Annotated in this window: 9 protein-coding genes and 1 pseudogene; all 10 read right to left on the reverse strand. The window is 43.0% G+C overall.

All coding sequences use genetic code 11. From position 1 onward, the window contains the following. Positions 1-1,796 (reverse strand): NHLP family bacteriocin export ABC transporter peptidase/permease/ATPase subunit (locus V7K85_RS08495; protein ID WP_334812684.1); only part of this gene is annotated, 1,796 nt, incomplete at its 3' end. After that, positions 1,783-3,229, reverse strand: a pseudogene (locus V7K85_RS08500) (NHLP bacteriocin system secretion protein). The gene V7K85_RS08495 and the pseudogene V7K85_RS08500, both read right to left, overlap by 14 nt. 148 nt (positions 3,230-3,377) lie before the next feature. Beyond that, positions 3,378-4,448, reverse strand: coding sequence for a radical SAM protein (locus V7K85_RS08505; protein WP_334812686.1), 1,071 nt, complete (start codon positions 4,446-4,448; stop codon positions 3,378-3,380). Between the two features lie 121 nt (positions 4,449-4,569). Next, on the reverse strand, positions 4,570-6,372 hold the full coding sequence (locus V7K85_RS08510) for a hypothetical protein (protein WP_334812688.1): 1,803 nt from the start codon (positions 6,370-6,372) through the stop codon (positions 4,570-4,572). A gap of 68 nt (positions 6,373-6,440) precedes the next feature. Continuing rightward, positions 6,441-7,574 (reverse strand): hypothetical protein, encoded by a 1,134-nt coding sequence (locus V7K85_RS08515; RefSeq protein WP_334812690.1) that lies wholly within the window; start codon positions 7,572-7,574, stop codon positions 6,441-6,443. A 185-nt stretch (positions 7,575-7,759) separates the two neighbouring features. Further along, positions 7,760-8,080 carry an NHLP leader peptide family RiPP precursor gene (locus tag V7K85_RS08520; protein ID WP_334812692.1) on the reverse strand — a complete coding sequence of 107 codons (321 nt, stop codon included), beginning with the start codon at positions 8,078-8,080 and terminating at the stop codon, positions 7,760-7,762. 273 nt (positions 8,081-8,353) lie between these two features. Continuing rightward, positions 8,354-9,442, reverse strand: a complete 1,089-nt coding sequence (locus tag V7K85_RS08525) for a cyclic nucleotide-binding domain-containing protein (protein WP_334812694.1) — start codon at positions 9,440-9,442, stop codon at positions 8,354-8,356. After that, a complete protein-coding gene (locus V7K85_RS08530; protein ID WP_442940564.1) occupies positions 9,411-10,508 on the reverse strand; it encodes a DUF7005 family protein in 1,098 nt (365 codons plus the stop codon). Before V7K85_RS08530 ends, V7K85_RS08525 begins: the two co-directional genes overlap by 32 nt. After that, positions 10,438-11,790: a PDC sensor domain-containing protein gene (locus tag V7K85_RS08535; RefSeq protein WP_334812698.1), complete on the reverse strand. Its 1,353-nt coding sequence runs from the start codon at positions 11,788-11,790 to the stop codon at positions 10,438-10,440. Before V7K85_RS08535 ends, V7K85_RS08530 begins: the two co-directional genes overlap by 71 nt. A 109-nt stretch (positions 11,791-11,899) precedes the next feature. Then, complete coding sequence (locus V7K85_RS08540; RefSeq protein ID WP_334812700.1) at positions 11,900-12,709, reverse strand: response regulator transcription factor; 810 nt, start codon at positions 12,707-12,709, stop codon at positions 11,900-11,902. Positions 12,710-13,419: the final 710 nt, after the last annotated feature.

A 13,419-nucleotide genomic window follows, 5' to 3' on the forward strand; every position in this document is an offset into this window, starting at 1 on the left:
AATAGCGATCGCAGCAAAGCGTCCACTGCTCTTAAGGCATTAATGCCTGTAATCATTATGGAGTATAGGTTAGAGCTTTTCTTAGTGCCATTCGGTTTACCATCAAAGCAAATTTCTCCCTCCCAAGGTTCATAAAGCCCGCTTACCACTTTGGCAATGGTAGATTTGCCAGAACCGCTCCCACCTACTAAAGCTACTCGCTGTCCAGGCTTAATCGAGAGGTTAAAGTTTTCGATCAGGGGAGCCTCCAAGCGATTATAGCCAAAGCTAATATTCTTTAGCTCAACGTACCCCTGTAGACAAGCAGATGAAAGAGTATTATCTTCCTGTGCTCCCCCTGCTCCATCTACCTGATTATCCAACACATCATCTAGGCGAATCAAATTGCCCTCCATTTCTTGGAGAGTACTGCCAAAGCTAACAAGATTGTTGACAGGCAGCAGAAAGCTCTGCATTAGCCCTTGAAAAGCTACGAGCATCCCAATGCTGAGGTGTCCATCCATTACCCGTAAACCACCTACAATCAACAAAGCCATAGATGAGAGCGAAGATAGAAGCGTTGGTAATACAGAGAAAGTCTGGTTCGTCACTCCTAATTCCTGCTGGGAATTAATTGCTTTAGTGTAATAACCTGACCATCGAGAAAAGAAATCTGACTCCAACCCAGATGCCTTGATGGTTTCTATACTTTGGAGAGCAGCTATAGATGCCCCAGCAGCTTTGCCATATTCTTGGATTAAGCGCTGATTTGCATCTATGCGCTGACGGGAGATTAATTGCAGGGTCAAGACATTTACGGCAGCAAAGCAGACTACAACCAAGGTCAATACTTTGTCATATTGGAGCATAACCAGCGCGTAAATAATTACCATCACCGTATCGATCGCTGTAGTTGCCAACTTCCCCGAAAGCACATCAGCAACTTGGTCATTAAGACTGGTGCGGTTACTAATTTCTCCTGCAAATCTTTGGGCGTAAAAACTAACAGGTAAACGTAGAATATGCCAGAGAAAACGGCTGGACATCCCTACAGATAGCTTGACTTTTAAGCGACGCAGATATCGCAACCGCAGTAGTGTTAGTGACCCTTGAAGTACAGTGGCGATCGCCATTGCTAAAAGCAGTGGACGCAGCCAGTGGTATCGTTGCTGAACCAGGATTTCGTCTACAAATATTTGGCTAAATACGGGTACTGCCAGCCCCACGATTGTTAACATAAATCCCGCTATCATACAGTAAATCAGCGCCCCTGTAGCGCCCTGTAGCCGCTCCCACAAAGATAAAATCAGGCTTGGTTTACGCCCGCCTTGCTGAAACTCCTGGCTTGGTTCCATGACCAGCACCACCCCGGTATACCCCTCGTCAAATTCCTGTCGGGACACTTTTCGGGGCCCAGCAGCAGGGTCATTCAGATAGACCGACTTGTTCCCAAATCCCTCCACTACCAAGAAGTGGTTGAAGTTCCAAAACACAATATAGGGAGGGCGCACATCTGAAAGTTGATCCAGTTCCTTTTTAAAACCTTTTGCTTGAAGCCCGTAGTTTCTAGCAGCTTTCAGCACATTAGAAGCCTTACTGCCATCGCGGGAAACTCCGCACTCTCTTCTGAGTTCTGGCAGTGGTACAATTCGTTTGTAGTAACCTAAAATAATTCCCAAAGCAGCAGCACCACATTCCACAGCCTCCATTTGCAAAACTGTCGGGGTTTTTATCCGCTTGCTTGGACGTTGCAGCAGCAGTTGCAACTGTTGCAAAGGATTAATCGGTGTTGCTAATGAAGGATTAATAGATACCACTGATCGACCTCAGAATCGGTAAAACAAACGTAATTGGAGCGCGTTCTTCGACTTTGACGCGAACAACTGTAGTAGTTCCAGAAGAGATTTTTAGTTGCGGCCCATAGGAAGAAGACCACTTGTAGCCACTGAATGTGGTAGAATCTGGCTGCAAGTCAGCAAATACTTGCATGACTCCCTCTTGCTTCTCACCCACCAAACCTGTCACCACTTCTGAATTACCCACTACACTAGCGGCTGCTTCCCTGGTAATAGGAAATGGTGAGACAGTGGTGATAGTACCAACGATACCGCCAAAGCGTTCCCGCTTCACAGTTTGGGGCGTAATTTGAATCGTCATACCTTGTTGAATTTTCTTACCTTCCCCAACCGGAAAATAGGTTATACCAACCAGCTTGCTAGATGAAGTTTCCGCGTCTATGCTCCCCAAACGGGTTCCGGCATCAATGACCTGTCCAGGACTAACAGTGATTTCTAGAACACGTCCTGAGTGTTGAGAGATAATCTGGCTGTTATTGCCTAGTTGCTGTTCGAGTTTGGCAATCTCTCGTTTGACTTCTTGAATCTCGTTTTTGCGGGTAGTTGCAGTTTGCAAATCTTCTTGAGCGAGAGTAGGCTGCTTTACTGTTTTGTTCTTGCAACTGGGCTTGGATGTTTTTGATTTCGTTCAGGTTTGAGAGGTATTGCTGTTGTGCATCCGCTTCCTTAACATCTAGTTGCTTCAACTGAGATTCAGCATCATCAATGCTTGCACGGGCATCTTCGTATTGTTGCCGCGCCTCTAACACCACATCATCAGGAATCGCTCCCTGTGTTAACAGTCTCTGACGATTCTCTAGTCTCTTTTTGTGGGTAGGAAGTAGCCCTTGGAGTGTCTGCAAGCGTCGCTGTAGGTTCAGGCGATTGCGCTCTATTGACACCAGCCCTTTCTCCCTCAACACAGGTGTCAAATCCTGCACAATCTTGAGTCTTTGCTCAAGAGACAAGCGTTGCTCTTGGATTGCCTTTGTGTCAAGCTGCTGACGCTGCCCTTGTAACAAGCTAGCGTTGCGATCCTGCCCCTCTAGTTGGACTAGTTTAGCCCGTGCTAGTTGTAATTGCTTACGCAGGTCAACTTGGTCAAGCGTTGCCAGTACGTCTCCCTTCTTGACCACATCCCCAACATTAATATTCAAAGCAAGTAACTGCCCTGCACTTTTCGATTGCAATGGCATAACGTTGCGTGGATAAATCAGTACCCCTTGACCCTCCACGGTAATCGGAATGCGTCCATAAACACTCCAAACCACGGCAACTGCTACCAAGGAACCCAAGGCGGTTAAAGGCAACCAGCTTTTGAGGTTAACCACCTGCATAAGTTGGTCTAGCCTTTCAGGAGAAGATAAACGCTCCAGTGACTCTTTGCGAAATAAGCTTTGCTTTTGTTCAACCATTTATGGTGTCATTTTAATAGGCTTTAATGGACTAAAAAGTTATGAATAGTTAGTTTTTGCCAAACGTAGAGACGCGATTAATCACGTCTCTACAGCTTGAGACTTTAGAGAATGAAATAAGCTTGGAATCAGAAGTAGCTTGGTTGTTTTATGGTAGATTCACAAGGGGACAGCCTAGTGTAGTCGGATCAAGGGTTTCAATACCACGCACCCAAGGAGCAAGACGACCTGGTATTAGCCTCAGCGTGCCATCCGGCTGTAAAGAAGCAATCTTATTGCGCTCATCGTAGAGAGCTACTGTACACTTTCCGACATCACCATTAGAGCGAATTACCAAGGAGTTGGGTCGTGATGCGTAACAGACAGTATTATCCGACACAGAGACATTTTGTGATGATGCAAGATTTTCGCCAAACAATTTGGTTTTTAGAGATTTAACTGCTTCCTCTTTCTCTGCCTCTGAAAATATTTTTATTGATGCATCGTTAGGTCCACCAAGGCGTTCAATTGCCTTGAAGAAAATACCAAATCTCGAATCATGTAGAAATTCTCTTCTAATATCCTCAATTAGCGGGTTAATGAGTTTAAAAGTATCAGCGGTAAAGTGGATACGCAAGATAATAGAAACTGATAATGAGCTATCGCGGATTGCTAGTAAATTAGCCCAAATTCTGTCATATGTGCTGCTGCCATCCGCACGGATTCGGCTTTTGTCATGTACCTCACGAGGTCCATCAAGGGAAATTTGATATTCTCGTACACCAACATTTGCTAAAATAGCAACTGTCTTGTAATCTAACAAGTATGCATTTGTCGTCATATCACCTATATAACGCAATTTGGGATACCTATAGGCTAGCGACATAGCGTATTCAGAAATTTCTAAGACAATATCTTTAGCAGTGAGAGGTTCACCACCAAACCATGAAATATTCAAATACCTTAAATCAGCGCAGCGACTTTCTAGTAAGGCTTGAATTCCAAGAATAGTTTCTTGCTTCATCCGTCCTGCTGCAAAGTCTTCATAACAGTAGGTGCAGCGAAAGTTACACTTTTCCGTAGGTAATATGATGAGCTGAAAGTAGTAATTTGATATGCCCATCTTCATCAATTTTTTATCCTGGGTATCCCTTGGCGAGATTTTTCCAGTATTATCAATAGTTAAACTATCATCGCTAAGAACTTGGAAATTACTTTTAGTATGTGTATTAATCATCATCTACTCCTTTATTATTAACTATTGTGATAAGCAGTGGGAAAAGCTAAAACCACTGCTGCATTACCAGAAACCCTCTAAGAGGATTTGCAAACACCCTCTAATACGAAAGGAATAGTCGCTGTTAAAGTGCCTTGGCAAAGCATAGTTTATATGTACCTGCTGATAAATAGGGAGGAAGCGCGAATTTAGCAATATATTCTGAATGGCTAGGACATTGATAACGAGGATGACTTTCTATTCGTGTCATATGAATCAAATCTCTATCACGGTTAGTCGAACAGCACTTTTCGTCCAAGGCGAGGGCAGCCACTGCTGTAGCAATCATCCGATAGCTATCAACGTAGTAAGAAATTCCGTGATATTGGTCGTTAATTTGGATAATTTGTTTTTGGCGCTCGCTAAGTAATAATTTGAACAATTTGTTAGGCGAGATACGTTGATGGTTGATTAGCAATGTGGAATAAAAAGGAGTTGCTGCTGGTAATGTACCTTGGGGTTCGATGAAATCTAATAGTCTAAGTTGAGCTAACCGCATAGTTCTGCCACGAGAGTCAAGAGCAGCCAAGCTGAGGATAGCAAATGCTGTAGACATCGCTACATCATAAACGCCAAAAGAGTAGTCATCATTCATGCTGGCTAAGATATCTGCAAGCAGTTTGTGCTTCAGTTCTACTGCTGACTCGTCTTTATTAAGAGCACAAGCCAATGCCCAGTCAACCATGTACGGATTAGCAAAATAAAGTCCGCTTCTAGTTTCAAAGCCTGCTGCTAAGTAGTCGGTCGTGGTTTTAGTAGTTAGCCCAACCTCACTCCTCAACGCTCTGACAAGACAGGTGGTAGCATAATCAGGTTGACACCAGTGCCGATTCCCGTCATTGATCGTCATCTTTCCAGGTTGCTGGTTTTGAGACCAGAGTTGAGGATAATAACCACCGCGCCCGTCTGCAAAAATTTCCAACGCTTCCACAGCTTCAGGAGGGTCAAAACCCTGTAGCACAAGCACAGAGTCAGTTGAGGTCGTTAAACAATTTGTATGAAATGACCAAAGATGACCTTGACGCTTGTTTAGCAGCAGACTACTCAGTGAGTGGCGGATTGCAGTTGATGAGTCGGAAGCATCTATATTCAGTGCTTTCAAGAGAAATCCGAGCGGAACGAGGTCACCTAATGGAGAAGGTTCTGCTGGTGGAGGAGGGTAACAGGTCATCGCCATAGGCTGATAACAGGCTTCATTACTAAGCTGTACAACCGCTTTCAAACAAAGATTTCTTACCAAAGTCACCCTATTTTCAGCAGCTTTAAGCAAACCTGCTTTCAGTTGAGGATCTATGGAACCATGTTGGAGGAAAAATAGATTGCAATTCCCAGTTGTGGTGAAGTGCGCTAGAATTCCAGCGTGTATATGGACTGGTAGCCGATTCTGAAACTGGGCTACATAATGTGAACCCTGTTGATAGCCACCTAAAAATTTCACCCCTACTGCCTTGAGCAGTTCATAATCGGCTTGAGAAGGCTCTCGATCAAAGATCGCCTTTGCTTCCCCATATCCCGATTTAATTTGGAGATAAAGTAAGACTGGTGGAAAAGGGGCCTTTTCACCAAGACCGAGACAATCTGCTTCATCCACTTGAAAAAGTGACAGTTGACTAGAAAAGCGATCGCGCAGTGAGGCATCTGTATTAGCGATCGACCATGTATGATTACTGCACGGATCAATCAGTTCTGCTCCTCGATCGGGAGCCAAGAATCTACCACTACTAGTCAAAACTACATGGCTGTAGAAATTTAGTTCTACGTCTTTTGGCAAAAAGAACATTTGTCTGACAATTGTATCTTCAGTCAAAGGTCTGACAGCAGACAGGTTGAACAGAACCATCCACTCTAAAGAAGCGGGAAGTGCATATAAAATTTCCGACACTAGCATTTTAAAACTCCTTCTTTTGCTACCGACAATATGCCTTAGCCTCAGCAGAGGTATCTGTTCGAGCTTCTCTAATTATTTTTAAGGAAACCATTAGGAGCAAGCCAACGATGACTAAACCATAGATATGCTTTTGCCTGTAGAGGTTGATCGGGTTGATAAACAATCTTGATGTGATGCAAGAGTCTGACAATAGTACTTTTTAAGCTAGGAGAAACAAATGCAGATGCTTTAGCAAAGTTACTCGGCCACAGTTCTTGATGACACTTTTCTTCTGAATATCCAGGCCAGTTTAAGAGTGCATTAGCTTTTTCTAAAGTACACAATTGATGTCTTACTAAGTAATCCAAAAATAACTGCCATTTAGGTGTATTTTTAGGTTGCTTATTGAAATAACACTCAAATCCAATTTTGGGAAAGACGGTATCCTCAACAGCAAAATTAAGTTTTATATCATCAACAAAACTAGATAATTCAGATAAAGTAGAACTCAATTGATTGATAGAACCTGACCAGCCTATATTTCTCAAATATGCTAATATCTGCTCTTTGGCAATACCTTTTACACATAATCTTATAGCCTGGGATTCAGATTTTCTGGGCAGCATCACACCAATTTGAAAAACTTCCCCACCATGAGGTAGTGATGCAAAACAAGTTAGCAATTGTTTTTTAACTTGATCTGGTAAGGAGTTGCCAAACAATAACCTGAGCGCTTCATCAGTAACCCAGTTATTTGTACAAGAAATGCCGTTAGGTAAAGACAGCTGCTTTTCCTCTTCCTTAATGCCTCTAGGGGCGAAGAATAAACTAGGCTCTGGAACTTCTGAAAGCTGTCCATCTACATCAAACTCTAGCCATACATTGCCTACATTTTTATATAGAGAAGATTTTATGTCTACCCAGTGAGTACAAAAATCATGTACACGGCTCCAAACAGGATTAACGCAGAGTGAGCTTACTAGAGGCTCACAACAATCAACTAAAGCCTCCCTACCATTATTAAAGGTAGTGAAAGCTGCTAAGAAGTCTGCTCTTGATGCAGATGAACCCAAGTGACATTCAAAACCAGCTTCTGATACAGTGGGAATAGTTGGTAGTAAATTTGCTATTTGACTAATGTGGAAAAGAGCCTCATAAGAAACAAGTTCGTCATCTAGGCAAGAGCCAGCAACCTGTAGCGCATTTTTTAGCGAATTGGTCATAATTACTAATCCTTAATCAACTTAAAAATCAGAGTATAAAGAAAACCAAGGAGGGTAGGATGAGATGAACTTATCTATATTTAAGATCTGTTTACTCATCCCCCTAACGTTCTTAATAATTCGCAGATTCCTGATAGGCAACTAAGTTCGATTACTGTCCAACACAAGAAACTTCACTGCCAGTATCAACTACAACAAGGAGAGTTAGTAGGAGAGTTAGTACTAACATTATTGTTACTCCCGTTATCATCGGCACCACCCCAGGATCCTCCTGCGACAGATTCTAGTTCTGCCTCGGACAGTTCCCCTGTTTCACTGGGCTGTATAGGTAGAACAAAGTATAGAGTGTTGGAGCTTTCCTCAACAACCTTGAGTTCAATGCTCTGAGGTAGAGGGATACCTTCTTTTTCAAAAGCAGCCCGAGGGTTGCTGAGTAACTTCTGCTTGAACGACGCATCTTGCCAAGCACGAGCAATAATTTTCTCTTCGATTTCTCTTTTAGTCATTGCTGTACTCATTTGTTGCTCCTTACCGTTTGGAATAATTAAGGTTGATAATTTAAAGAGTAAGACTAATCAAAATAAATAACACTGCACAGTCTTTTGATAGAACTAACGTTTTTTTTGATTTATTTTATCGATTGATTGTGTCATAAGTTAAAAAATTTATAAATTCGATTTAAACTTAATTAATAAAAAGATAGGCTAGCTGTTTTTAACAGAGCCTATTTTACAAAAATTTGTCTGTGAAACTACTTCTGTTTGAGAAACTCGTCAATATCAGTCCGAGGAATTTCTTAAACGGCTCAACATCCAATCAAATTTTGTTCCAGCTAATGCCATGCCATCTAAAACATGAGAATCCAGTTGATCCTCATATTCAACATTTTCATCGAGTGGCTGACCTTTGCTATAAATGCGTCTGCCATAACCAAGCCGACTAAACATTTTCTGTAGGCGATTTGCAAGCAGGGTGGCAATCACTTGATAAAATCGAGACGCAAAACCTATATCCTGCTGTAATTTTGCTGCTAATTGTTGTCGAGGAATTAATAGCACAAGCGAGTTTCCAGTAGCCCTGACAGTTGCAAAAGGCAAACGGGTATCAATGAAAGCTGTTTCTCCCACGATTTCGCCCTTTGATAATTTTGCTATCTCTCTGCTTCTAGTTTCCTCACCTTCTAAAGCTGCAAAGGCGCGAGTTAAAGGATTGCGTTCATCCTCAGAAACAGAAACTGTCATTGTTCCATCTAGGAGGATATACAGCGCATCCACAGGCCCTCCCTCACCGATGAGTACTGTGTTAGCGGCAATTTTTTGGCTAGTTCCTGTAGCAATCAGCCAATCGATGTCACTATCATGCAATTGTCCCAAAACAAACAGCATATCTCTAAGCGCTTCTCTTTGAACAAGTTTATTACGACCAAGTTGAGTTATTCTGTTTGAAAGTAGAATTGCGATCGCTCGATAAAAACGGCAAGCAAAACCGACATCCATCTGCAATTTCACCGCCAATTCCTGCTGGGGAATCGAAATCACAAGGGATTTTTCAGCAGCCCTCACGGTTGCAGCAGTTGGGCGTACATTAATAAACGGGATTTCTCCCACTATCTCACCGCTTGATAACCTCGCAATTTCCCGCTCTTTGATTTCGTCGCCCTCTATAGCTGCAAAAGCACGACCTAGAGGATTGTTATCAGCTTGAGAAACAGTAACTACCAAAGCTCCATCGAGTACCAGATGTAGAGTATCGGTAGCTTTTCCTTCTTGGATTATTACAGTACCAGCAGCTATCTCCCTCTGAAGACCTGTAGTAATCATCCAATTGATATCGCTATTACTTAATTCCTTGAGTAAAACTTCTGTCATAAAATTGATCCATGTTCTTTTGGATACGCAAGTTCGCCTCCTCTGAAGCCAATTCTTCCAATGTCAGACAGGTTAGAGCGATTAAAATCAGAGTTTGGCGATTAGATTTATCTGTTAATTGGTGTGAAGTAGTTGTGTCGGTTTGGTCTAAATTTCCATTCAAAGCATCAAAACGCTGCAAATTTTCAGCGGCATTCTTCACTAAAATCTGTAAAATTTTAAAAGCTCCATCTGAAAGTGGCGGTTGACCCCGATAATTTTGTAATCTACCCCCCTGCCGATAATCTGGAAACGACTCCAGCCCCAAAAAGCGCAAGAACCAGTCAGTCCGATAATGTCCTATAGCCGCCACAATGCCTCTGTAGTCGGCAATCAGTTCGTCAAGCAGGTTGTTACGCATTGAATTAAACAAACGACGGGTGAAGTAGTGAGTAAATTCATGTTCCAGCCGAATTGTCAGCGATAAACGCCGCCATTCCTGTTTCAATAGTCCGATGTCGCTGGCTGAAACATTGCTATAATCACCGTCACTCAGAATAATGAGCTCATCCTGATAAAGCTCCTTTTGCGGGATGAGCCGTTTAAACTCTTCTATCCATTCATCTTCAGAGCAATTAGCAAAATTTTGTTGCCATTGTTTGCGATATCGATGAATCCGATCCCAATTGTTGAAACCGACAACTATGCAGGCTCCCATAGAAGCAGGGACTAAACTCGGTTCATTCCGCATTGTTAGCGCTTGTACCAAAGATACAAAATCTTCTCGGTTCCCAGTTAGCAAAACTGGGATGGCTCCAGCCAAACTTTGATGCACCTCTAATTGCAGTTTTTCTGGTTGCTTTAAAAGCAAACCAGTTGCTTCAGCCATATCATCCACCGATACACCTTTGCGGGTAGCAGAACGATATACCTCAGTCTGACTGATACCTTCTTGGATGGGAAACCTTAACTGCACCAATACGCGTCTGAGTGCTTCAAAGGCTCCTATCTCTTTACTAGCAGTTGTATACTCCTCCCAAGCAGCTATATGGGGTTTTGTGCAACTGTTGAAAGTAATCTGTCTCAGTAATTTCGGCTACCTGACTAGCTCTTTTGGCTTGGTCAATCTCAACGTGCAGTTCCATCATTTGCTGTTTCAGCTTCTGCTCTCGCGCCTTCACCTCTTGAGACATCTCTAGAAAAACACGCACCAATTGACCGATGTCGTCAGTTGCATTTCCCGCCTCAATTAATTTTTGAGTATCGAAATCGTCTTCCTGCACTAGTGCTTTCGCTGCTTTTGTGAGGACACGAATCGGTTTGGCAATACTTCGCGCTGTTCCCAGCGCTATAATCGCGGCGATCGCTCCCACTGCTATTAAGCTCAGGCTATTTTGCCAGATCAGACGATTAAGGGGAGCGGTAAACTGGGCGATTGGTTTGTTAACGCCCAAAACCCAAGGTTCCTCATTTAAAGGTGCAAAGCCGATCATTTGGCGCATCTGCTCTGACGGGGAATAATAATTTGTATGACCAGGCTGTTTCGCTCTCACCATCACCGTAGCTAACTCTGGAATTTCTAGGCTTTTAATCTGATTGAGGCCATATTGCCGATCAGTCTCAATTTGCTTGAGTTTCTCTAACGGTAAGGGGGTTAGGCTATGGTAAAGCAGGGATTTATCGGAATGGCTGATGATAACTTCATGCTCGTCAATCAGAAAGGCATCACTAAGAGAGCCTGCCTGTAGAGCATTCACAATCGCCCAGATGTCCTGTCCCTTAATCTTTAAGACTGCCACCCCTACAATTGTGCCGTCCTCAGACCGCACAGGGTTAGAAAAGTAAATGCCTGGCCGTCCGCTCGTTGTACCAATCAGAATGCTAGAAACGTAAGGGCGTCCCTGAAGTGACTGTTGAAAGTATTCCCGAAACGCGTAGTTTTGACCAATGAATGTTGGATCGGTGGCAGCGAGGCAGCGGCCCGCTCTATCCATAACATAAACTAGATCATAGTCAGGGTTAGAGCGAAAAACATTGTCTAGCGATCGCTGCATCGAGGAGTGGAAAACCGTTTGCTTCTGGGGCATGGTAGAAGCAAAGAAACCCACCACATCCTTATCTGTACTGATTTGGACGGCAACGCGCTGGATGTCAATGATTAGTTGGTCGAGGCGACTAGCGTTACTGGTAGCTAAAAGTTCCAGTTTGCGGTATTCCCTCTCCTCTGCACTCTTAAGACTCTGTTGCAAGTTGTGATAGGTAGTGAAGCTCATCGGGATGAGCGCTACACAAAGCAGTGCTACCGAAAGTTTAGTTCTGATAGACCAGCTAGGTGGGTAAAAAAGCTGATGCAAGTGCTTCGTTTTCATATCTGCTTTGTAGCTGAATTATCTGTTCAGACATAGCAATATCTCCATAGTGTAGGAAACACTAGATTTGGACACAATGTACAATCTTTTCGTAAGACTAACAATTCTTTCAATTCTGCTTGGCGTTGTGTTGAATACGTTGGGCGTTGCGCCAAGCTTGGGGCGTAGTTCCATTATATTGGCGAAACTGACGGAAGAAATGAACCGCATTCTGATAGCCTACAGCCTGGGCGATCGCATCTACTGGCTGGTCGGTCTTTTGAAGTAAAAAGCATACCTCTGCCATCCGGCGATCAACAATCCAACGGTTGACTGTGCGTCCCGTCAAGCGTCTCACCTGGCTGGTGAGATAAGCTGGAGAGTAACCAACTGCAAGAGCCACATCACATAAGCCAATAGGCTGATGAAAATTAATTTCTATAAAGTCGAAGACTTTACTCAGTTGGGAGCAGTTAGGAAAGATTAAATGCGGATCTACCGATTTCTCAGTATTAGCTGTAGATGGTGTTTTCAAGTACTCAGACTGTGCAGTGTACCACTGTCGGAGAATTGCCTGTTTTTCTAGTCGAGCAGTAATTGCCCTGATCACTTCTTCTACCGTAAACGGCTTGATCAGATAGTCATCAGCTCCCAAATTCATGCCTTGACGAACCTCAGCCTGAGTAGCCTGAGCGGTAAGAAATATAAACGGAATAATCGCTGTAGCAAGGTTTTGACGTAGCGTTCTTAAGACACCATAACCATCAAGTTTCGGGATCAGAATGTCGCAAATCACTAAATCTGGCAAACATTCTTGTGCCTTCTGAATGCCAACAACGCCGTTTTCCGCAGCGATCGCTTCAAACCCTTCTATCTCCAACCTGTCTAAAAATATATCTCGGCTTTCTGCCTGATTTTCAATCACTAAAATCTTTTTCATTGCCTTCTCCAACAGTATAGTTATTAGTTATTTAGTTGTTTGTAGTCAAGGAGAACGAACTACTAACAATTAACCATTCCCCATCTGTGCATCAACTTTATTCCTCATAGCGATTTCACCACTGTGTCAGTGCAAATCTCAAGTTAGGGAAGAACAAGTTTTTGTTGATCTCATTGATTTACTGATGCGTTGTTCTACTTGTTTCTCTTGCTATTGCGACTTTTTTTCTGCGAAGTGGCGGATTTTTATTACAAAACTTTACCAAACATCCTCTAAAGCCATGAATTCTGTGCCAGTGGGGAAATTGTGTCGGTTAAAACCTCTAAATGTAAACATTCGTGACGAAAACAATTGTTTTGCGTAAAATTTCGGGCTGGAGAGCGAGAGAAAAATAGAGATTCACTTTCGTTTTTGGAGTCTCAAATGCATCATCCCGAACAAGATGAACTAGATTCACATCTACTACAACTGGCTATTTCAGCCCAGCAACACCCACCGCGATCGCCACAATGACAACTCGCTTTAACAAAGCTAGTTAATGGCATTGTGCGCTCCTGTAGGCTTGGCCATCCACAAAAAAGTCATATCTGGGGATGTTGCAACAAAGTGAATTGCAAGCTTACGACCATTTAATGCAAATACGATCGCCTTGGGAAAGATCAGATCCGCGCCTATTAATAGTTACTAAGTAGGTGGGCGGAAAAATTCCC

It is taken from the genome of Nostoc sp., assembly GCF_036917615.1.
Classification (GTDB): domain Bacteria; phylum Cyanobacteriota; class Cyanobacteriia; order Cyanobacteriales; family Nostocaceae; genus Nostoc.

What these genes read in the sequence shown, in the direction of transcription:
- V7K85_RS08505 (WP_334812686.1), bottom strand. Translation starts at nt 4,448, where the DNA reads ATGATGATTAATACACATACTAAAAGTAATTTCCAAGTTCTTAGCGAT.
- V7K85_RS08515 (WP_334812690.1), bottom strand. Translation starts at nt 7,574, where the DNA reads ATGACCAATTCGCTAAAAAATGCGCTACAGGTTGCTGGCTCTTGCCTA.
- V7K85_RS08525 (WP_334812694.1), bottom strand. Translation starts at nt 9,442, where the DNA reads ATGACAGAAGTTTTACTCAAGGAATTAAGTAATAGCGATATCAATTGG.
- V7K85_RS08535 (WP_334812698.1), bottom strand. Translation starts at nt 11,790, where the DNA reads ATGAAAACGAAGCACTTGCATCAGCTTTTTTACCCACCTAGCTGGTCT.
- V7K85_RS08510 (WP_334812688.1), bottom strand. Translation starts at nt 6,372, where the DNA reads ATGCTAGTGTCGGAAATTTTATATGCACTTCCCGCTTCTTTAGAGTGG.
- V7K85_RS08520 (WP_334812692.1), bottom strand. Translation starts at nt 8,080, where the DNA reads ATGACTAAAAGAGAAATCGAAGAGAAAATTATTGCTCGTGCTTGGCAA.
- V7K85_RS08540 (WP_334812700.1), bottom strand. Translation starts at nt 12,709, where the DNA reads ATGAAAAAGATTTTAGTGATTGAAAATCAGGCAGAAAGCCGAGATATA.